Annotated in this window: 15 protein-coding genes; 9 read left to right on the forward strand and 6 right to left on the reverse strand. The window is 44.6% G+C overall.

Annotated features, from left to right (window positions below; all coding sequences use genetic code 11):
- Positions 1-22: 22 nt before the first annotated feature.
- Entirely contained in the window at positions 23-1423 is a 1401-nt protein-coding gene (asnS, locus tag AB6E85_RS18545; RefSeq protein WP_017060416.1) for an asparagine--tRNA ligase, read from the reverse strand.
- Positions 1424-1981: 558 nt separating this feature from the next.
- On the opposite strand from asnS, the gene AB6E85_RS18550 reads away from it, so the two are divergent.
- Positions 1982-3472 carry a SulP family inorganic anion transporter gene (locus AB6E85_RS18550; protein WP_050634570.1) on the forward strand — a complete coding sequence of 497 codons (1491 nt, stop codon included), beginning with the start codon at positions 1982-1984 and terminating at the stop codon, positions 3470-3472.
- Positions 3473-3558: 86 nt separating this feature from the next.
- Here the strand turns inward: AB6E85_RS18550 and AB6E85_RS18555 are convergent, their stop codons facing one another.
- Complete coding sequence (locus AB6E85_RS18555) at positions 3559-5181, reverse strand: methyl-accepting chemotaxis protein (protein ID WP_372143590.1); 1623 nt, start codon at positions 5179-5181, stop codon at positions 3559-3561.
- Positions 5182-6012: 831 nt separating this feature from the next.
- On the opposite strand from AB6E85_RS18555, the gene AB6E85_RS18560 reads away from it, so the two are divergent.
- Complete coding sequence (locus AB6E85_RS18560; protein WP_017060419.1) at positions 6013-7155, forward strand: amino acid permease; 1143 nt, start codon at positions 6013-6015, stop codon at positions 7153-7155.
- 154 nt (positions 7156-7309) lie between these two features.
- On the opposite strand, the gene AB6E85_RS18565 is transcribed toward AB6E85_RS18560, so the two are convergent.
- The 3 genes from AB6E85_RS18565 to AB6E85_RS18575 form a co-directional block, all read right to left on the reverse strand.
- A complete protein-coding gene (locus tag AB6E85_RS18565; protein WP_048609201.1) occupies positions 7310-8671 on the reverse strand; it encodes an L-serine ammonia-lyase in 1362 nt (453 codons plus the stop codon).
- A gap of 120 nt (positions 8672-8791) precedes the next feature.
- Complete coding sequence (locus AB6E85_RS18570) at positions 8792-10045, reverse strand: aromatic amino acid transport family protein (RefSeq protein ID WP_048609200.1); 1254 nt, start codon at positions 10043-10045, stop codon at positions 8792-8794.
- Positions 10046-10336: 291 nt separating this feature from the next.
- The gene (locus AB6E85_RS18575; RefSeq protein ID WP_372143592.1) at positions 10337-10954 is read right to left on the reverse strand and encodes a CoA pyrophosphatase; all 618 of its coding nucleotides are present in this window, start codon (positions 10952-10954) and stop codon (positions 10337-10339) included.
- Between the two features lie 303 nt (positions 10955-11257).
- On the opposite strand from AB6E85_RS18575, the gene AB6E85_RS18580 reads away from it, so the two are divergent.
- The gene (locus AB6E85_RS18580) at positions 11258-11800 is read left to right on the forward strand and encodes a heme NO-binding domain-containing protein (protein ID WP_017060423.1); all 543 of its coding nucleotides are present in this window, start codon (positions 11258-11260) and stop codon (positions 11798-11800) included.
- A gap of 1 nt (position 11801) precedes the next feature.
- Complete coding sequence (locus tag AB6E85_RS18585; RefSeq protein ID WP_372143594.1) at positions 11802-13520, forward strand: ATP-binding protein; 1719 nt, start codon at positions 11802-11804, stop codon at positions 13518-13520.
- A 162-nt stretch (positions 13521-13682) separates the two neighbouring features.
- On the opposite strand, the gene pabB is transcribed toward AB6E85_RS18585, so the two are convergent.
- Positions 13683-15062 carry an aminodeoxychorismate synthase component I gene (gene pabB / locus AB6E85_RS18590; protein ID WP_372143596.1) on the reverse strand — a complete coding sequence of 460 codons (1380 nt, stop codon included), beginning with the start codon at positions 15060-15062 and terminating at the stop codon, positions 13683-13685.
- Positions 15063-15316: 254 nt separating this feature from the next.
- Between pabB and AB6E85_RS18595 the strand changes: the two genes are divergently transcribed.
- The 5 genes from AB6E85_RS18595 to tyrR all read left to right on the forward strand — a co-directional run bounded on the left by AB6E85_RS18595 (position 15317) and on the right by tyrR (position 21504).
- Positions 15317-16834, forward strand: a complete 1518-nt coding sequence (locus AB6E85_RS18595) for a fumarate hydratase (RefSeq protein WP_017068776.1) — start codon at positions 15317-15319, stop codon at positions 16832-16834.
- Positions 16835-16998: 164 nt separating this feature from the next.
- Positions 16999-17184 (forward strand): hypothetical protein, encoded by a 186-nt coding sequence (locus AB6E85_RS18600; RefSeq protein WP_004734731.1) that lies wholly within the window; start codon positions 16999-17001, stop codon positions 17182-17184.
- A 211-nt stretch (positions 17185-17395) separates the two neighbouring features.
- Positions 17396-18769, forward strand: a complete 1374-nt coding sequence (locus tag AB6E85_RS18605; RefSeq protein ID WP_372143598.1) for a YcjX family protein — start codon at positions 17396-17398, stop codon at positions 18767-18769.
- A gap of 14 nt (positions 18770-18783) precedes the next feature.
- A complete protein-coding gene (locus AB6E85_RS18610) occupies positions 18784-19836 on the forward strand; it encodes a YcjF family protein (RefSeq protein WP_372143600.1) in 1053 nt (350 codons plus the stop codon).
- Positions 19837-19959: 123 nt separating this feature from the next.
- Positions 19960-21504, forward strand: coding sequence for a transcriptional regulator TyrR (gene tyrR, locus AB6E85_RS18615; protein ID WP_048611644.1), 1545 nt, complete (start codon positions 19960-19962; stop codon positions 21502-21504).
- Positions 21505-21513 lie beyond the last annotated feature (9 nt).

The raw sequence follows: 21513 nt of genomic DNA on the forward strand, positions 1-21513 counted from the left end.
TTAATATCGAATAGGTTTCGAATTAGAAGTTTGCAGAGCGTGGTGTACGTGGGAATGGAATCACGTCACGAACGTTGCCCATACCTGTTACGTAAGATACTAGACGCTCGAAACCAAGACCGAAACCAGCGTGTGGCACTGTGCCGTATTTACGTAGGTCGCGGTACCAGCTCATGTGCTCAGGGTCGATACCCATAGCAATCATACGCTCGTCTAGAATGTCTAAACGCTCTTCACGTTGTGCACCACCGATGATTTCACCGATGCCTGGTGCAAGTACGTCCATTGCTGCAACTGTTTTGCCGTCGTCGTTTAAGCGCATGTAGAAAGCTTTGATGTCTTTCGGGTAGTTCTTAACGATAACAGGTGCTTTGAAGTGCTCTTCAGCTAGGTAACGCTCATGCTCAGAAGACATGTCGATGCCCCACTCAACGTCAAACTCAAATTTCTTACCAGAGTCTAGTAGGATTTGGATTGCGTCAGTGTAGTCAACTTGTGCAAAGTCAGCGTCAACGAATTGCTCAAGACGAGTAATTGCTTGCTTGTCGATGCGAGAAGCGAAGAACTCAAGGTCGTCGCGGCGCTCTTCAAGAACAGCAGCGAAAACGTACTTAAGCATGTCTTCAGCCAGTTTCGCTACATCGTTAAGGTCTGCAAACGCAACTTCAGGCTCAACCATCCAGAATTCAGCTAGGTGGCGGCTTGTGTTTGAGTTTTCAGCACGGAACGTAGGACCGAACGTGTAAACCTTGCTTAGTGCACAAGCGTAAGCTTCAGCATTAAGTTGGCCAGATACTGTTAGGAACGTCTCTTTGCCGAAGAAATCTTCGTTGAAGTCTACGTCGCCTTTTTCAGTGCGTGGTAGGTTTTCCATGTCTAGCGTAGAAACACGGAACATTTCACCAGCGCCTTCTGCATCAGATGCAGTGATAAGCGGAGCAGAAGTCCAGAAGAAGCCTTGCTCGTGGTAGAAACGGTGAATCGCTTGAGATAGACAGTTACGTACACGTGCTACTGCGCCAATCACGTTTGTACGTGGACGTAGGTGAGCAACTTCACGAAGGTATTCGATAGAGTGACGTGTCTTAGCCATTGGGTAAGTGTCAGCGTCTTCAACCCAGCCTACAACTTTAACGTCAGTTGCTGCTAGTTCGAAGTCTTGACCTTTCGCAGGAGACTCAACAATCTTACCCGTTACTTCAACAGAGCAGCCAGTTGTTAGCTTTAATACTTCGTTTTCGTAATTATTAAGATTATTAGGAACCACGGCCTGAATCGGGTCGAAACAAGAGCCGTCATAAATGGCAAGGAAAGAGATTCCAGCTTTGGAATCACGACGTGAACGGATCCAGCCGCGAACAGTTACTTCACTGTCTACCGCTAGCTTGCCGCCAAGTACGTCTGTTACAGGCGCGTAAGTCATGTTGATTTCATTCTCCATTGAGGGACAAATTCAACTCAAAGTCTCTGGCATTGATGCAAATAAACATACATTTGCACAATAATTAGCCGAAACATTAAGTTGTATAAACTTTTTAAATCGATTGAACATATTACCTGTCATACCGACAGCTTCAACCTTTATTCTTGCTTGGTGAAAGAAATATTGTGTCTACTGACGATAAATAGGTTTGAGGGTGTGTTTTTTGTTCGATCTTAGCGTCAGCCTTACCTTTGACCCTATGTGAGCTGTTGAACGAGCATGGCGTAATCGAAACCTTTGTTTTCAATAATGGGAGTGTGATTGTGTTGAGACTCACTCTATATTGGCGCGGATTCAGTCATATTGGACTTGATCACCTTCTTATTTCCCCAATAAAGCAACAAGAGGAGTTTAATATCTACGTGTTAATTACGCCGCCTTAACCCCTGCATTCTCTCTACCCCCGCACTTTTCGAGCGCTCGCTCATTCAAGAAAAACAGTCGATCAAATTATGTCTCAACAAGGCAGGACTGGCTGTACAAGTAAAAGAGAATTACATGCTTAATTATTTAAAAAAACACTGGTTATCAAACGTTAAAGGAGATTCATTATCTGGGATTGTGGTTGCACTCGCATTGATCCCTGAAGCCATCGCATTTTCAATTATTGCAGGCGTTGACCCTAAAGTAGGGCTCTATGCCTCGTTCTGTATTTGTGTCGTCACTGCTTTGGTTGGCAGTCGTCCGGGAATGATCTCTGGGGCAACAGGTGCTATGGCGCTATTAATGGTCACCTTAGTGAGAGAGCACGGATTAGAATATCTACTCGCCGCTTCATTTCTAGCTGGCGTCATTCAAATCGCGGCTGGATACCTAAAGCTTGGTAATCTGATGAATTTCGTTTCCAAATCGGTTATTACTGGATTTGTTAACGCGCTCGCCATTCTAATTTTCATGGCCCAACTTCCTGAATTAATCAACGTCCCATCAAGCGTTTACGTGTTAGTCGTTTTGGGTTTGGCGATCATTTATCTGCTTCCTTATTTTCCCAAGTTTGGTCGCGCAATACCTTCTCCACTGGTCGCGATTGTTACCCTGACAATCATTAGTTTGCTGTTCGGCTTAGATGTGAGAACGATTGGCGATATGGGCAAGCTTCCCGATTCACTGCCTGTGTTTTTGATCCCTAATATTCCATTCACGTTTGATACGCTTGCGACCATCCTGCCATATTCGATTGCTCTATCTCTGGTTGGCTTGCTGGAATCCTTGATGACAGCGACCATAGTCGATGATCTGACAGATACTGAAAGCAATAAAAACAATGAGTGTAAAGGGCAGGGCGTTGCGAACATCGTGGCTTCCCTTTTTGGTGGCATGGCGGGTTGTGCGATGATCGGTCAGTCGATCATTAACATCAAATCAGGTGGCTTAACCCGATTATCCAGCATGATCGCTGGAGTGGTTTTGTTGCTAATGGTGGTGTTTGTTTCTGATTGGTTGAAGCTGATACCGATGGCGGCTTTAGTATCTGTGATGATCATGGTCTCTATCGGCACATTCTCATGGCGTTCCATTGTTGAGCTTAAAGATCACACACTGCCAACCAATGTAACCATGCTAGCAACCGTGGCGGTGGTGGTGTTTACTCATAACTTAGCAATAGGTGTTGCGGTTGGCGTGGTGTTGTCGGCTCTGTTTTACGCACATGCCAGCAAATCTATGGTGTTTATATCCGATGAAGTCGTGACCAACGAAATGCACACCATTCACCGAGTAAAAGGCCATGTCTTCTTTGCTTCGTCAGATGCGTTTGTCGACTTATTTGATTATGACAACGCGACCTCTTTAGTGACCATCGATATATCGGATGCGTCATTCTTAGATAATACCTCGGTCGAGGCGCTTGATAAGGTTGTGTTCAAGTTCCGTAAAAAAGGGGCTTACGTTGAAGTGTCAGGAATGGATAGCGTGAGTGCGAATCTGATAGTCAAACACGCGATGTATCACAAGCATAAAGACTTAACCGCGGTTTCTATTACGCACTAATCTTGGTTTAAGGTACTTTGAAAGCCTGAACTAGACATTGTTATGAAGATAAAGCGCTCATTGTTGAGCGCTTTTTTGTTGGCGAACTATGACTTCTTCTTTGTACTCGACAAAGTAAACTGATTAATCAGTGATTCAAGGTGATCAGACAGTTCTTCTAAGTCATTGCTGATGTTTCGAGTTTCAGCCGCGGATTGCGACGTGTTGTTGGCGTGAGAGGTGATGGTCTCAACCTTTTGTTGAACATCCTGAGTTGCTTGTGTGGTGGATTGCGTTTGCTGCTGAATATTCTGTGCGTGAGCCAGCACCTGTTTCATCTCTTCGCCCACACCATTCATTTCAATTGAAAGTGCGTCGATATCGGTTGAGCTTTGATGGGCTTGTTCGCAAACGCGATCGGCAGAAGTCAGCGACTCTTCACTGCCTTGTTGGAATTGATGAATGATTGACTCAATACTGCCTGTTGCTTCAGCGGTTCGCGATGCAAGATGGCGAACTTCATCTGCCACAACCGCAAACCCACGACCTTGCTCTCCCGCACGAGCTGCTTCAATCGCTGCATTCAAGGCCAGAAGATTGGTTTGGTCGGCAATGCCACGAATCACACTCAATATTGAAGAGACCTCTCCGGTTTGCTCATTGAGTGTCAGTATTTTGTGTTTCACTTCTTCTATGCTACTGACGAGGTTCTTTATCTCACTGCTTGCGTCGTGTGCTTGGTTGGCACTCTTACACGCCACATCGGCGGTGTGGTTGATAAGCTCTGAAGCCGTTAAAGTCGCTTGTTCTACGTTGACTTGCTGTGCCTGTATCCCTTCAACATTGTGTTGCACTTCAGCGGTTTCGCTTTGCTGGTCGCTGGCGGCTTGCTCGGTAATTTGCGCGACGCTAGTCAGTTGGTTTGCTGAGGCATTCAACTTGTGCGAGGTGTTTTGTACCTTTTCTAAGCTGTCAGATACGGTTCCCATGAACGAGTTGATGGAGTTAGCCAGCGTGCCAATCTCATCCTTGCTTTGTTCCGGCAGACGAGTGGATAGGTTTTTATCGTTGCTGACTTGAGTCATAAAGCGAGAAGTCTGTTGCAGAGGGCGTACGATAATCTTACGAATTAATCCCATCGTAAGCACAAATCCGGCAAACGAGATCACCGCCATAATGCCAATAGCAGCCATGGTTTGAGTGTTAATCAGCGAGTTAACATGGTTGAGGTTATATTCGAGACGAATCGCACCCAACACTTCACCTTCTGCTGCCATATGACAGGCGACACAATTGGTTCCTCGGTAATCTTCACTCGACTTCATTGGCAGAGCAATAACCAAGCCTTTGCCCCAATCAGCAGAAAAAGGTTCGATAACGGTCTCGCCCGCTAGCGCTCGTTTATCAATATCGTCAACCGGTGTTTGGTTGTCATTACCTGAGCCGTATAACTTACTGACAGCGTCGGCGCGCAAAACACGAACGTCTTCGATGCCTTCTTGAGCCAGTGCTTTCTGACGAAGGGTCTCTTTCTGTGCCATGGTGCCGGTGAGCATCATCATGTTGAGACTATCGAAGTAGTTACTTGCTTTGTCGTGTAGCTGTTCACTCAACACCGAGTTAACCAGTTGTTTTTGCTGCGAGTATTGGAAATAGGTCGATATTGCCAGCAAAAAAGTGAACACGATGGTGAGGGCCACTAGGATTTTGAAGGTGATTGTTGAGCGCATAAGGTGGTTGTTTTTATTAATTATAATGACGCAAATACTGTACTAGCAAGAATTCCTACCACCTATGGGCTATGACGAATTGTGTGACCACACTCCGGTTGTGGTTATGTTTCTGTGATGTAGCGAGTTTGTGTTGTGTCTGATGTTGAATTGGAACGCGCTTCAAGCTAGTCGCTGTTCTTAAACACGTGTTGTTCCTACAACATCGTGTTGTAAAACATACAGCTGTTATTGAAACAGACTGTTGTTTTGGGAAAATTGAAGTGCAGCATCGGGTTGTGAGTTTGCTGATAGTTAGAAAAGCCTAGGTTGTTAATTAGCTCGATGTATTTGTCCGCTTGTCTTTTATCGATAAAGACTATTGTTTTAGACGACTTAGTGGTCAATTTATATCCAAATGGCTGTTTTGTTCAATTTAATAGCAAAAATTGTGGTTATAGCGTTGTGTTTCGAGGCTCATTCGATAAGATGAAAAGACCTCTATGATAGAGGTAGGGCAGCAACGGATACGCTGCTTCAAATGCTATGGAATGTGACTTATTGGACACATACATGAAATTCAAGATTACATCGCCGATTATTGAACCTACGGAAGGTTCACCACATCAGTTAATGCTTACTCACGCTTCTCGTTTTACCTCTTTTAAGACAAGCTCCCCTTTGAACGCCCTGTTCGACAACGTCTCTGCACGCTTCTTTACCGCTTATCGCTCCTATTGTTATTCGTTTTATAACTTTATTTCTATCTGAACTCCTTTGTCATCCGCTCGATGAACGAAGACTCACATCTATAAAAACTAAACAAATAAGTTAAAAACAATGAATATTAAAATGATGGGTAGCTCCCTAATTATCGCTGGTACCGCTCTCGGTGCTGGTATGCTTGCGATCCCAATGGTATTAGCTCAATTCGGATTGCTTTACGGCACACTGCTTATGGTACTGATCTGTTTCGGTACGACTTACGCAGCATTACTACTTCTAGAAGCGACCATCAAAGCGGGTGGCGGTCTAGGATTAAACTCTATTGCCCGAAAAACCTTGGGTAAACAAGGTCAGTTGCTTACCAACGGCTTGCTATACGCGTTGTTGATTTGCCTATTAATGGCTTACATTCTGGGCGCAGGTGACTTGCTGAGTAAGTTACTGTCTAACTTTGGCGTTGAAATCACCGCGACTACCAGCCAAACCGTGTTTACCTTGCTTGCTGGTGCTGTAGTCGCAAGTGGTACTGGTGTGATTGATAAGCTCAACCGAGCATTGTTCTTCGTGATGCTTGCTAGCTTGTTTGCAACCATGGCCTTCTTAGCGCCGAGCATGACTCAAGAAAACTTGATGCAGGTAACCAGCCATGATCACGTTGATCTAATCAAAACCAGTGCCATCCTGTTTACGAGCTTTGGCTTTATGGTGGTGATTCCAACCTTGGTTTCTTACAACCACGAAGCGACAGACAAACAGTTGCGTAACATGGTGATTATCGGTTCTCTGATCCCATTAGTGTGTTACTTGTGTTGGTTGTTTGCGGTAGTGGGTAACTTGAGTGAAGAGCAATTCAGAAGCTTTGAGAACGTATCAGATTTGATGGCGGCGTTTGAGGCTCAGTCTCCTTGGGTGGGTAACGTTCTGTCTACCTTCACGGGCTTGGCGTTGTTGACTTCTTTCTTTGGTGTGGCGATGGCGTTGTTCAACCAGAACAAAGACATGTTCAACCAAAATACGGCAGTAACGTACTGTATTAGCTTTATCTTGCCGTTGGCGGGTTCACTGCTTGCTGCAGACAAGTTCCTACAAGTGCTGAATTACGCAGGTATCATCTTGGTGTTCCTAGCGGTGTTCGTTCCTTTGGTGATGGTTCACAAGCAGCGCTTCATGAAAGTTGCTGATGACCGATACCGAGCAGAAGGTGGCAGTGCAATGATGTTGTTCTCACTGCTGTTTGGTTGTTTCCTGCTTATCTCACAAGTGATCTAGCTCTTTGGTCCATTATCTAAGATGCGAATCGAGCATCTTAGATATAAGTGACCGGAATTCAGACACAAAAAAAGGAACGCATATGCGTTCCTTTTTTATTATTTGCTCGTTACCAAGCAAGCGGTGTTAGAGGCTATTAGCAAACTAATGCTAATTAACAAACTACCTTAACAGCCAAACCACCTTGAGACGTCTCACGGTATTTAGCGTTCATGTCTTTACCTGTTTCTAGCATTGTTTCGATAACCTTATCTAGAGAAACAGTAGGAGCAGAAGAACGACGAAGTGCCATACGAGTTGAGTTGATTGCTTTAACTGCAGCAATACCGTTACGCTCGATACATGGTACTTGTACTTGGCCAGCAACTGGGTCACATGTTAGACCTAGGTTGTGCTCCATGCCGATTTCTGCAGCCATACATACTTGCTCCGGGCTACCACCCATAAGCTCAGCAAGACCAGCAGCAGCCATAGAACATGCCACACCAACTTCACCCTGACAGCCAACTTCAGCGCCAGAGATAGAAGCATTACGCTTGTAAAGACCACCGATCGCGCCAGAAGCTGCGAAGTAACGGATGTAGTCTTTCTCTGTCACTGTTTGGATGAACTTATCGTAGTAAGCCAATACAGCAGGGATGATGCCACATGCGCCGTTTGTTGGTGCCGTTACTACACGACCGCCAGCTGCGTTTTCTTCGTTTACTGCGAAAGCAAACATGTTTACCCAGTCAACAACCGTCATAGGATCATTGGTTGTTTTTTCTGAAGTAATCAGCTGTTGGCGAAGTGCTGCTGCACGACGAGGCACACGCAGTGGACCAGGCAGGATACCTTCAGTATTCATACCGCGATCCATACACTCACGCATCGTTTTCCAGATGTTAGCGAAGTAAGTGCGAGACTCTTCGTCTGAGTGGAATGCTGCTTGGTTTTTCATAACCAGTGTACTGATAGAAAGACCGCTTTCTTTACACTGATTAACCAGCTCTTCAGCTGTTGTGAATTCGTAAGGTGCTTTGATTGGGTTTTCTTCTTCTTTGCCGAAGTTCTCTTCGTCAACGATGAAACCGCCACCAATTGAGTAGTACGTTTTTGAGTATGCAACTTCGTCACCAACCCACGCATGAATGCTCATGCCGTTCTCGTGTAGAGAAAGGTTGCTAGTGTGGAAGTTCATACCGCCATCGCGTGGGAACGATACTGTATGACAGTGCATGCCAACAGGAAGGCGCTCAGTTTCTTCTACGCGAGCAATGAAGCCAGCAATAGAATCGATATCAACACGCTCAGGAGTATTGCCAGCAAGACCCATGATGATTGCGATATCTGTGTGGTGACCTTTCCCTGTCAGTGATAGTGATCCATATACGTCCACGGTGATTTTAGTGATGTCGCGCAATTTTCCCATTGAGCGTAGGTCATCAATAAATTCTTTACCCGCTTTCATTGGTCCAACTGTGTGTGAGCTCGATGGACCAACACCGATTTTATAGATATCAAATACACTAATCATAGCGATTACCTCAAAAAGAGAGCCTCCCAAGGGGAGTAGGGAGGCTCATTTATTATCATTATATTTTTTGTCTAATCTCGCGATATAAGATGGATGCCATCTTATAAAAAGGACTTGAGATTAAAGAGCGCCGTAGATTACAGAACTAATAGCCGCTAGACCACATAAAGCTGTAAAGATTTGTACAGGTGCTGAAGTTTTGTACTTAGCCATAGCTGGTACTTTCTGCATCGCGAATACAGGCATTAGGAACAGGATAGCTGCAATCATTGGAGCACCCATTGTTTCAATCATACCTAGGATGCTTGGGTTAACTACCGCAACAATCCAAGTTGTAACAACGATGAACGCTAGAGATGCTTTCTCAATCTTAGAGATTGAAGAACCAGAGCGAGACTTGATTAGACCAACAAGACCTTCGTGAGCACCTAGGAAGTGACCGAAGTAGCTAGATGTAATCGCTGCGAATGCTACAAGAGGACCCATGTAAGAGATAAGTGGAGACTCGTGAACGTTAGCTAGGTAAGAAAGAACAGAGATGTTCTGTGCTTGCGCTGTTGCTAGTTGCTCTGGAGATAGAGAAAGCACTACAGAGAATACGAAGAACATTACAAAACCCATCAGCATCATTGCTGCGCCACCAGTGATCGCGTCAGTTTTCTTAACTGCGTCATCACCGTATACACGACGTTGCTCTTTAGAGAACTGTGAAATGATTGGGCTGTGGTTGAAAGAGAACACGATGATTGGAATAGCAAGCCAGATAATAGAAGGCATTGTTGACCATTCTGGGCTTACGTCCATCATTGAAGTGTTCCAATCAGGAACTAGGTAGAAAGATAGCGCTAGTAGGATGAATACTAGTGGGTAAACCATTGCTGAAGTTGCTTTAAGCATTAGCTCTTTACCGAATACAACACCTGCTGTCATAGCAAGGATAAGTGCACCAGAAAGAAGAGGACGTGGAATAGATTCCATACCCATTTGGTTTACTAGGAAAGAGTCAACCGTGTTTGTGATACCAACACCGTAGATAAGAACGATCGGGTAGATAGCGAAGAAGTAAGCAAAAGTAATAATGTTTGCGCCAGTCTTACCGAAGTGCTCTTCAACTGTGTCTGTAATATCAGCTTCAGGGTTTTTAGCAGACAGTACGAAACGAGCTAGAGATTTGTGTGCGAACCAAGTCATTGGTGCCGCAATTAGAGCTAGGATAACTAATGGCCAAAAACCACCCGCACCAGCTTTGATTGGAAGGAATAGTACGCCAGCACCAACTGCTGTACCGAATAGTGATAAACACCAGGTAAAATCTTTATAGTTAAACTTGCTTGAATCTTTAACGGCATTTGCCGAAGAAGTTGTTGTGTTCATGTTAAATTACTCATTTTTTGGGAACAGGAAATAAGTCGGGGCTAATTCTGCAGAATTTTCTTCTGCAAAAAATAGATCTAAATCATGTAATGAAACGGCGTGTCACATGATATGCGAAAAACGGATTTTTGATCACGAAAATAGCGTGCCACAGGTGATTTATGTTTATGCTTGGTATTAGTTTTATTTATGCGAAAGGCGGGGTTGTATAGATTTATACCAGGGAAACGTTTGCGTAAAATTGCATTAATAAATCTGTTCCATAGAAAGTCTGGATTTTGTTAACAGAGATTAAACAAAACGTAGTTGATATGTGACTTGTTGCACTACATGTTGCTGCAGTGATTGGATGATTTGCGCCGTAACGCCCCAAATTAGGTGCTCTTGGAAGGGCATCGCAAAAACACGATGCTTGATTTGTTTAAAGTTAACAGTGTGGCTGTGTAACTTGGCTTGGTCTAAAACATAGGTAGCGGGCACCTCAAAAATTGAGGCAACTTCGTTCTCATCGATGATGGCTTCATAGTCAGGATCGACCATGGCAACAATCGGTGTCACAGAAAATTTACTAATAGTACTCAATGCAGGTAATTGCCCAACAATTTTAACTTGATCCGATCGAATTCCCACCTCTTCATGGAGCTCTCTGAGTGCAGTGAATTGCATAGAAGGGTCAGAAAGTTCGTGTTTACCACCAGGAAAGCTGACTTGGCCGGGGTGATGCTTTAAATGAGCCGCTCTTTTAGTAAAAATGACATGTAAACCATCTTCCCTTTCCACTAAACCTACCACCACTGCCGCTTTACGTAATTGCTCGCCACTGATGTGCGAAACACGCTCTACTGACTCTGGGTGATAGCCAACGGTAGGGTTAAGTTGGAATTGCTGAAGGAAGTTTTCTTTATTCATATCAAGCCAATATATTGATTATTATGATTTTAAGTATAGACATAACCGTGGGTTGATTACCAATATTGAGTTTTTCTTCATTTACTTTCCCTCTTTTAGTTATCAATTGGAGGCCATGAGGGGCTTTTTACCACTGAATCTCCTCAAAATGACGATTTTTGCTATATTCAATATGTGCATACAGGCGAGTAAGCGTTATCGATGTCATAAAATTGGGTGACGAAACGTAGATTTTTTGTTTAAGAATTTGATAACAATAACTTAGTGGACCATTCTAAAAAGAAATAGAAGAAAAGGTATGAGATGAAAGGAATCATATTCACCGAATTTTTAGAGCTTGTTGAAGACAAGTTTGGGCTAGAGCTTTTGGAAGAAGTTCTAGAAATGTCAGAAGATGAAGGGATCTATACGTCGGTCGGCAGTTACGACCACAAAGACCTTGTCAGGTTGATTATCAACTTGAGTAAGAAAACCGATATTGATGCGGCAAGCTTGCAACGCGTGTTTGGGCAGTCTGTATTTAAGAACTTACTGGCCTCATTACCGAATAAAGCGAGCCTTGCTCACAGCAATACCACCTTTCAATTTATTCAGCACGTAGAGCGCTACATTCACGTTGAAGTGAAGAAGCTCTATCCAGATGCTGAGCCACCTGAATTCAGTTTTATCACCACGACCGAAGCACAACTTGTTTTTGACTACAAAAGCGCAAGGTGTATGTCTCATGTTTGCTTAGGACTTATAGAAGGATGCGCTGAATACCACGGTGAATCTATCGCGGTCGAGATGACGCCACAAAATGATGACCAAAGCGTGGTTAGGTTTAATCTCAAAGTAGAAAAGTAATATGGATCTGGCATCTGCCCTAGAGAAGAAGCTTAAGCGTCAAATCGCGGCAAGGAAAGCGGCTGAAGGATTGTTGGAACAGAAGAGCCTCGAACTGTTCGAGGCTAACCAACAACTTGAGCTTGCTTTGCGTCAGTTAGAAAAGCGCTCCAACGCGAATATACGCCGCATTGAATTCCAAGAACAAATCGACAACCTGTTGATTGATTTTGGGCGCGCGTTTCTAAGAAATGATCTCGATGATGTCATGCTATCTGAACTAACGACCAACGTGACTAACAGTTACTTAATCGAAGCCAGCCGTTTAATTCTACCTCCCAAGCTCATCCCTCAGTTACAGACCTATGATTATGGCGATGAGACTGTCGAGGTGTTAGAGCAAGACATTCAAGAACCTCATTGGCAAGACAACCTACTGACCGTGCCCTTAGAGGTTGAAAAAGTCATAGTTGGCGCGTTAATCGTCAGAGTCAGGTTGTTAGACCAAGACTACGAGTTTATACAAAGCCAACTGTTGTTGGTCACGGACCTTATCTGCAGTGCCTTAACCCATCAACTAGCAATCAACCGAAATATTGAATCACGTAAACGAGCGGAAGAGTCTGAAAGGGCAACGCGTGACTTTGTGGCCATGATTAACCATGAGTTAAGAACTCCGCTTAATGGCTTGTTAGGTAGTGCCGAGTTGATCAGTGATACCGAACTCAACAGCTCTCAACGTGAAATAGTGAACAACCTGAGCCAGTCTGGAGAGTTTCTCAGAACCATCATTAATGACTTGCTGGATTTCAGCAAAATTAACGCAGGGATGTTAGAGCTGATTCCAAAGAAATTTGCCCTGAATGACTTGCGAAATACGATTGATAGTATCTTCGTCAATCGAGCAATCGAGAAGCAGCTTGAATTCAATATCAGTGTTGCGTCAAATGTTCCCTCCCATTTCCAAGGCGATTTAGAGCGCATCACACAGCTGTTTGTGAACTTAATCGGTAATGCGATTAAATTTACAGAAGAGGGGCATGTGAATGTTGATATTGAGTGGGACAAAAACCAATTTGTTTTCTCTGTAGAAGATACCGGAGTCGGAATTGCTGAATCAGCACATAAGACGCTATTTGAACCTTTTACGCAGGCAGATAACTCAAGTAGCCGGAACTATGAGGGCACCGGGCTTGGGTTAGCGATTTGTCGCAAATTGGTGGCTCTGATGAATGGCGATATTGGGGTGACCAGTGTTGTTGGCTCAGGCACGACCTTTACCATCTCGATTCCTCTTCAAGTTGTCGATGTTCCGGCTGAGAGTGATAGTGTCACTAAAGGCTTTGAGTCTGAGGCTGAATTGTCACTACTTAAAGTGCTGGTGGTTGATGATATTAAGATGAACCAGATCATCATCCAACAGATGCTCCGTAAACATGAGATTGAACCTGCTATTGCAAGTAATGGTGTCGAAGGGTTTGAGCTCGCGTCAGACAATGAATACGACATTGTATTCATGGATTGCAGAATGCCTGTTATGGACGGGTTTGAAGCAACAGAGAAGCTAAGAGAGAAAGGTTACGTTAAATCTATTGTGGCACTGACCGCCGGAACGACACTTGAAGAACGCGAACGTTGTATTCAATGTGGAATGGATGACATTTTGAGTAAGCCTTACACCGCCAATGATCTCAAAGAGATGCTTAAGAAGTGGGGTGTCTCTGCGGTGAAGGTCGCTTAAACATGCTAATAATGCGTTATGAATCATGCGCTCTAGTTCAAAGACTAAAAAACCGAAGTGATCTTATGATCCTTCGGTTTCTTCTTATATAGAGCTTTTGCTGAGCGCTAAGCAGCGGAACTCGTCATTAAATCGCGGAACTCGCAGCTAATGACATTAGGTTTAGCAATCTTCAAGTACCGGTAGAATTCGACTCAGCTTATCCAGTGTTTCTTGGTATTCAGAAGCACAATCACTATCAAACACCACACCACCGCCGGCCCATGCATAAAGCGTATTGTTCTCGGCGACTAATGTACGAATGGTAATGCTGGTATCCATTCTGCCATTTCGGCTGATGTAGCCAATACTTCCGCAGTACGCTGAACGTCGATGCGGTTCTAACTCTTCAATGATCTGCATCGCGCGAACTTTTGGCGCGCCAGTAATCGACCCTCCAGGGAAACACGCTCTCAGAAGGTCAGTCGCAGAATATTGATCATCAAGGTCTGCTCGTATCGTGCTTACTAAGTGGTGCACGGCAGGGAAGCTCTCAATATCGAACAACTTTGGTACATGCACTGTGCCCGGTTTTGCCACTCGGCCAATGTCATTACGAAGCAGGTCGACGATCATTAGGTTCTCCGCCTGATCTTTATCGGCGCTTGCTAGGTCTTGCGCGTTAGCATCATCAATCACCTGGTCCTCAGAACGAGGGCGTGTGCCTTTGATTGGCTTGGTTTCAATCACATTGTCTTTGAGTTCTAAGAAACGCTCTGGCGAAACACTGATGATTGCGCAGTCGGCCAAACGGATAAAACCAGAAAAGGGCGCTGAGTTGTACTGTTCTAACTTGTCATAAGCCAGCCATTCACTGCCTTGGTATTGGGCATTAAAGCGCTGAGCTAAGTTAATCTGATAACAGTCGCCGGATAACAGGTACTCTTGAACGCTATCGAACTTGGTGGCGTAGCTCGCTTCGCTCATATTGGATTGCCACGGTGTGGTTAATCCAAAGGGCGCATGTGTTAGGTGTGATTGAGCCATTTGCTGCATCAGCCAATCATGATGTTCATCGATATTGTTACCGACAATACACGCCGTTTTCAATTGGTGGTCTACGATAACTGCCCATTCATACAAGCCAACCGCCATATCAGGTGCTTCAATATCACGCGTTGCGAGTGATGGAAGTGTCTCGACTCTGCGCCCTAAATCATAACTAAAATAGCCTAAAGCGCCGCCAACGAATGGCAACTCAGTGTGCTCTTTAGTCGCAGGCAATAATTGCTGCTGATATTGGTCGAGTAGTTCGAAAGGATCGGAGTCTGAAACCTCGCACGTCTCATTAACATTAACGGTGGTTTTTGCACCGATTGTTTCGAAGGTGGCGATGGGTTGAGCAACTAAAATATCGTATCGACTATCAACGTGGCTTTCTGAAGCGGAGCGTAATAGCATTGCCCACGGCAGGTTTTCAATATGGGAAAACAGCTGTTTAGCTAAAGTTGATTGATATTCAAGCGGCTTGATTTGGATAGAGCGAAATTCGTTGTTATTCATTTGTTTAATTTGTGACAAAGAGTTCGATCACTGCATGGCGTGTGAGAGGAAGCAAGAGTATCATAAATTGAAAATAAAATGGGTTCTTGATTAGAACGGAGTAATCCAAGTGGTTTAGTTTAAAGCTATGCAAGCGATTGCTAAAGCAACTAAATACAGCTCAACACAATAAAAAGCTAAACCACCTAATTCGATTTGGCATAGATAGCCAAACTGTGAACCCACATGGAACCAGAACAATAAAGAGGCATGCAATGACGGTTATTCGTAAGCAAGATGTGATCAGCAGTGTCGCTGACGCACTTCAGTACATTTCTTATTATCACCCCTTAGACTTTGTCCAAGCCCTAGAAAAAGCGTACGAGAAAGAAGAGAGCCAAGCAGCTAAAGATGCAATTGCTCAGATTCTTATCAACTCGCGTATGTCTGCGGAAGGTCATCGTCCAATTTGTCAGGATACGGGTATTGTTACTTGTTTCGTGAACATCGGTATGGATGTTAGGTGGGAAACGGATCAAACAGTACAACAGATGGTTGATGAAGGCGTTCGTCAAGCTTACAACAACCCAGATAACCCACTGCGTGCATCTGTCCTAATGGACCCTGCAGGTAAGCGTATTAATACCAAAGACAACACACCAGCGGTTGTCCACATTAATATGGTTCCAGGCAACAAAGTTGAAATTCAAATCGCGGCGAAGGGCGGCGGTTCTGAGAACAAAACCAAGATGGTTATGCTGAACCCTTCTGATGATATTGCAGAGTGGGTAGAGAAGACGTTACCAACTATGGGGGCGGGCTGGTGTCCACCGGGTATGCTAGGTATAGGCATCGGCGGTACGGCTGAGAAAGCAGCAGTTCTAGCGAAAGAATCTTTGATGGAACACATCGATATCCAAGAGCTTATCGAGAAAGGTCCAGAGAACGCAGAAGAAGAGCTTCGTCTAGATATCTTCAACCGTGTAAACAAGCTGGGTATTGGCGCACAAGGTCTTGGCGGTCTAACGACTGTGGTTGACGTGAAAATCAAAACAGCACCAACACACGCAGCATCTAAGCCAGTTTGCCTAATCCCGAACTGTGCAGCAACGCGTCACGTTCACTTCACACTAGACGGCAGCGGCCCAGCAGAGCTAACGCCACCTAAGCTAGAAGAGTGGCCAGACATCACTTGGGAAGCGGGCGCAAACACACGCCGTGTTAACCTTGATGAAGTGACTAAAGAAGACGTACAAGAGTGGAAGACCGGCGAAACGGTTCTTCTGTCAGGTAAGATCTTAACCGGTCGTGATGCTGCTCATAAACGTATTCAAGGCATGCTAGAAAGCGGCGAAGGCTTACCAGCTGGCGTTGATTTCAAAGGTAAGTTCATTTACTACGTGGGTCCTGTTGATGCTGTAGGTGATGAAGCGGTAGGTCCTGCAGGTCCAACAACTTCAACACGTATGGATAAGTTCACTGACATGATGCTGAACGAAACTGGCATTATGGGCATGATCGGTAAAGCGGAACGTGGCCCTGCAACGGTTGAATCAATCAAAGAGCACAAAGCGGTTTACCTAATGGCGGTTGGCGGTGCAGCTTATTTAGTCGCGAAAGCAATTAAAAAAGCACGCGTAGTTGCGTTTGAAGATCTCGGTATGGAAGCGATTTACGAGTTTGAAGTTGAAGATATGCCAGTAACGGTAGCCGTTGACTCTAACGGCGTGAACGCACACCAGATCGGCCCTGACACTTGGAAAGTGAAGATTGCTGAAGCTGAGAAAGCGTAATTAACCGACGCCAAAAAATTGTAATTGTCGTTAACTTCAGTGTTTGAATTGCAATTTTTGACAGAAAGTTAAAGACAAAAGTGCAGCATTATCTGCACTTTTGTCATATTATCAATGATATAGTGATAAACACATAGTTTGATATAAGAACATAGGAGAGAGGAATGCCTCGTTTTATTCAGATCCTACAAATTATCTTGGCAGTGGTGATTGGTGCTTTTGTTGGCTACGACCTGATCTTGAAAGGGATCAGTATCTTTGATAATAAATACGTGACGATTACATGTGCGCTTTGGCTAATTGCAGAGATTGCACTGTTTGTTATCTACAAGTTGATTGAAGACGATTAAACGTCGGATATCGTGCAAAAATTCTAAAGCCCCTGATTATGAATGTAGTCAGGGGCTTTTATTCATCTAGCATTAAGAATGGATATTGCATACTCACCACTATTAGCAAAAGAACAAACAAAAGCATACAAACTATCCCAACTGGGAAAGAACATAGGCTTGCCTCTCTATTATCATAACCAGCTAGCCTAACTATCACGGAGTCGTTCAAATGAAACACCTAACTCAAGAAATGAGTGACTTTATAAGCAGAGGAACGGATTCTCATATTCGAGTAGCGGTCACGGGGCTCTCTCGTGCGGGTAAGACAGCATTCATTACTTCGCTGGTTAATCAGCTTCTTCATACGTCTACCCACAAAAATCTACCGCTACTTGCATCAGCGAGAGATGGAAGAATTATTGGCGCAAAGCGCATCCCGCAACACAACATGATGATTCCACGCTTCTCTTATGATGAAGCGATGGAGTCGTTGAATGCACAGCCACCAGAATGGCCAGTGCCAACGCGTGATGTCAGTGAGATTCGTCTAGCCATTAAATATAAGCCTGCGAAGGGCGCGAAAAAGCTACTGAGCAAAAACAGTACGCTTTATCTCGATATTGTCGATTATCCAGGAGAGTGGCTGCTTGATTTGCCGTTACTGGATATGGACTTCGATACCTGGAGCCAATCTCAGTTTGCCGCATTGAAAGGCGACAGAGAAACTTACTCCCAACAGTGGAACGCAATGCGTGGTGATATCGATTTGCTAGCAGAAGCGGACGAAAAGAAACTGGTCGCGATTGCCGATAGCTACGCTCAGTACCTTCATACTTGTAAAAGTAACGGACTGCATTGGGTGCAGCCGGGTCGATTTGTATTACCCGGTGAGCTTGAAGGCGCGCCTGTGTTGCAATTCTTTCCGTGTATCGCGCCTGAAGGTAAGTTCTCCAAAACAAGTAACTATGCGGTACTGAAAGCGCGTTATGAAGAGTATCAACAGAAGGTCGTGAAAGCGTTCTACAAGAATCACTTCGCGACGTTCGACAGACAAATCGTGTTGGTGGATTGCTTACAACCACTTAATGCGGGCTATGACTCTTTCATGGATATGCGTGGCGCGTTAGAACAGTTACTTAAGAGCTTTAAGTACGGTCGAAGCAATATCTTAAGACGTTTATTCGCGCCGAAGATCGACAAGATCTTGTTTGCAGCCACCAAGGCTGACCACGTGACACCGGATCAACATCCGAACTTGGTGTCACTGTTACAACAGATGGTGCATCCGGCTTGGCAACAGGCGGCGTTTGAACACATAGACATGAGTTGTATGAGCATCGCGTCTATTCAAGCGACCAGCGCAGGTTATATCTCGTCTGGCTCAGACAATGTTCCGGCGTTGCAAGGTGTGACTTTGGATAATGTCCCTCAAACCATGTATCCGGGAGAGGTGCCGCGTAAGTTGCCCAACAAACAGTATTGGGAAACCAACCAGTTTGATTTCACGAGCTTTAGACCGATGGAGCAACATTCCGATGAACCTTGCCAACATCTAAGAGTCGACAAGGTTTTAGAGTATCTCATTGGCGACAAGTTGAAGTAATTGAGGCAATCAAAATGAGTGAATTAAAAACAAAGCAGGTCTTTAATGAGCCGTTGAAGACCTCTTTTGATGAGCAAGATAAGAGCGAAGTTGGCCCGGATTTAGACGCTCAACAACTGTTCACAGAACAAGAGAAATTTGTCCCTGTTGCACCGAAAGTGGAAGCCGAACTTGATGGCGAAGCTGAGCAGCAATTGGAACAAGTGATTCGACCGAGCAAAAAGAAGAAATGGTTTGGAACGGGTTTATTGGTCGCTTTCTCTGGCCTAGTTGGATGGCAGGCAATTGATTCGGTGATTACCGCGATTCAAACGGCTGACTGGCTTGCGTTAGGTTGGGCTGGCTTTATTGCTGCCATTGCTTCATTGGGTTTAGGCGCAATAGGCAAAGAGCTGTGGAAACTGCGCTCGCTTAAAGATCACTTTAGTGTGCAAGAGCAGAGTGAAGAACTACTCCAAAGCCAAAGTGTCGGTAAAGGCAAATCGTTCTGTGAACACATTGCGAAGCAGGGCGGTATTGTCGCTGAATCGCCTTCGTACGATAAGTGGCGAAACAGCATTAACCCAGCACACAGTGATGCAGAAGTGTTGGATATGTACGATGCGTTAGTCGTGAGTCAACAAGACAAAGTAGCGACTCAAATCGTCACTAAGTTTTCGACCGAATCGGCAGCTTTGGTTGCTGTGAGTCCTTTGGCGGCTGCGGATATGTTGCTGGTGGCGTGGCGAAACTTCACCATGATAGACAAGCTTGCTGATGTGTATGGCATTGAGCTTGGCTACTGGTCTCGGATTAAGCTATTTAAATTGGTGTTAATCAACATGGCAGCAGCGGGAGCCAGTGAGCTCGCGATTGATGCAAGTATGGATCTCGTCTCGATGGATCTTGCAGGCAAGGTTTCAGCTCGAGCAGGGCAGGGGCTCGGTGTCGGTATTCTCACTGCGAGACTGGGTTTAAAAGCCATGACATTGCTGCGTCCTATGCCTTGGCATAATGAGCGAAAAGTAAAAATATCAGATCTTCGCAAAGCCGTCCTTTCTGAAATAAAGCGTATCACTCTCAAATAAAGCATTTGAAGCTCAATAGTTTGAGAAGAAGAGTAAACATATGTTTACTCTTCTTCTTGACTGAACTCAGAGCTTAATCCACACTACTGTCAACTTATCCTGACACCTATAATAGGACTATTTGTGCGTCTTGAAGTATTGTGTGAAGACAGACTCGGCTTAACGCGTGAGTTGCTCGATATCTTGGCCTCAAAAAGCATTGATTTAAGAGGAATCGAAATTGATGTTAAAGGCATTATTTACCTAAACTGCCCTGATATCGATTTTGATGCTTTTAGTGAACTTATGGCTGAAATTCGCCGAATTTCAGGTGTGAAGGATGTACGTAAAATCCAATTTATGCCAAGCGAAAGGCATAACACAGAGCTGATTGCTCTGTTGGCAAACCTACCTGATCCTGTGATTGCGATTGACCTTAAAGGCTCAGTCGATATGGCTAACCACGCTGCATTGAACCTCTTCAACAAACAAGAAGATGAAGTCATCGGTGAACCGCTAGCGACGTTTGTTCCTAGCTTTAACTTTGCTCGCTGGATCGAAGGCGATGTAACGCGTCATCGTGAAGTTGTCGTGTTGGATGGTTTAGATTTCTCTATTGAGATCCTGCCGATTTACCTTGGTGGTGATGTCAACGAAGCGGTACTGGCAAGCGCAGTAATGACGATTCGCTCTTGTAATCAAGAGATGAACTCGCCAGATTCAATCCCAGAACAGAACAACCTAGGTTTCGAACACTTTGTTGGTGTCTCTAATCGCCATAAAGCCTTGATCAGCCAAGCTAAGAAATTGGCTATGCTGGATCAGCCTCTATTAATTGAAGGCGATACGGGTACAGGTAAAGAGATGTTGGCGAAAGCGTGTCATAACCGTTCAAATCGATCGTCTTTCCCATTCTTGATTCTAAGCTGTGCATCGATGCCTGATGACGTAGCGGAAACGGAATTGTTTGGTCATGCGCCGGGTTCATTCAACCATGAGCAAGGTCATAAAGGTATTTTCGAACAAGCGAATGGCGGTACCGTATTTTTAGATGAAATTGGCGAGATGAGCCCGCATCTACAAATCAAATTACTGCGTTTCTTACAAGATGGTTCATTCCGTCGTGTTGGTGAAGAAGAAGAGATGCACGCTGATGTTCGTATTATTGCATCAACGCGCCACCGTCTTTCTGAATTAGCCGACTCGGGTTCGTTCCGTGAAGATTTGTTTTACCGCTTGAATGTACTGACTCTGTCTATCCCTGCATTGCGTGAACGCTCAAACGACGTAGCACCGCTGTTGGAACTGTTCGTTGCAAAGTACGCGCAGCAGTTAGGTATGTTAAAACCAAAATTGACTCAAGAGTTAGTCGACCAGCTTGGTAATTACCAATGGCCGGGCAACATTCGCCAGTTAGACAACATGGTTCTACGTGCACTAACAGAGCTAGATTCAGACACACTAACGGTTGAGCAATTCCATTTGCCACAGCTTGAAACAATGACGGCTGGAATGGCGAACCTGAGCTTAGACGGCTCGCTCGATGAAATCATGAAAGACTATGAATCTCAGATTCTAGAGAAGCTTTATCAGTCTTTCCCATCAAGCCGTAAGCTAGCAAAACGTTTGAATGTATCTCATACCTCAATTGCGAATAAGCTTCGTGATTACGGTATCAGAAAGAACTGATCGAATAAG

This window comes from Vibrio sp. 10N.247.311.51 (assembly GCF_041467855.1).
Lineage (GTDB): Bacteria > Pseudomonadota > Gammaproteobacteria > Enterobacterales > Vibrionaceae > Vibrio > Vibrio coralliirubri.

Excerpts from the sequence above, each read along its gene's own strand:
- AB6E85_RS18550 (WP_050634570.1), top strand. The coding sequence starts at position 1,982 with ATGCTTAATTATTTAAAAAAACACTGGTTATCAAACGTTAAAGGAGAT.
- AB6E85_RS18595 (WP_017068776.1), top strand. The coding sequence starts at position 15,317 with ATGACGGTTATTCGTAAGCAAGATGTGATCAGCAGTGTCGCTGACGCA.
- AB6E85_RS18600 (WP_004734731.1), top strand. The coding sequence starts at position 16,999 with ATGCCTCGTTTTATTCAGATCCTACAAATTATCTTGGCAGTGGTGATT.
- AB6E85_RS18605 (WP_372143598.1), top strand. The coding sequence starts at position 17,396 with ATGAAACACCTAACTCAAGAAATGAGTGACTTTATAAGCAGAGGAACG.
- AB6E85_RS18560 (WP_017060419.1), top strand. The coding sequence starts at position 6,013 with ATGATGGGTAGCTCCCTAATTATCGCTGGTACCGCTCTCGGTGCTGGT.
- AB6E85_RS18570 (WP_048609200.1), bottom strand. The coding sequence starts at position 10,045 with ATGAACACAACAACTTCTTCGGCAAATGCCGTTAAAGATTCAAGCAAG.
- AB6E85_RS18575 (WP_372143592.1), bottom strand. The coding sequence starts at position 10,954 with ATGAATAAAGAAAACTTCCTTCAGCAATTCCAACTTAACCCTACCGTT.
- pabB (WP_372143596.1), bottom strand. The coding sequence starts at position 15,062 with ATGAATAACAACGAATTTCGCTCTATCCAAATCAAGCCGCTTGAATAT.
- AB6E85_RS18565 (WP_048609201.1), bottom strand. The coding sequence starts at position 8,671 with ATGATTAGTGTATTTGATATCTATAAAATCGGTGTTGGTCCATCGAGC.
- asnS (WP_017060416.1), bottom strand. The coding sequence starts at position 1,423 with ATGACTTACGCGCCTGTAACAGACGTACTTGGCGGCAAGCTAGCGGTA.
- AB6E85_RS18580 (WP_017060423.1), top strand. The coding sequence starts at position 11,258 with ATGAAAGGAATCATATTCACCGAATTTTTAGAGCTTGTTGAAGACAAG.
- AB6E85_RS18555 (WP_372143590.1), bottom strand. The coding sequence starts at position 5,181 with ATGCGCTCAACAATCACCTTCAAAATCCTAGTGGCCCTCACCATCGTG.
- AB6E85_RS18610 (WP_372143600.1), top strand. The coding sequence starts at position 18,784 with ATGAGTGAATTAAAAACAAAGCAGGTCTTTAATGAGCCGTTGAAGACC.
- AB6E85_RS18585 (WP_372143594.1), top strand. The coding sequence starts at position 11,802 with ATGGATCTGGCATCTGCCCTAGAGAAGAAGCTTAAGCGTCAAATCGCG.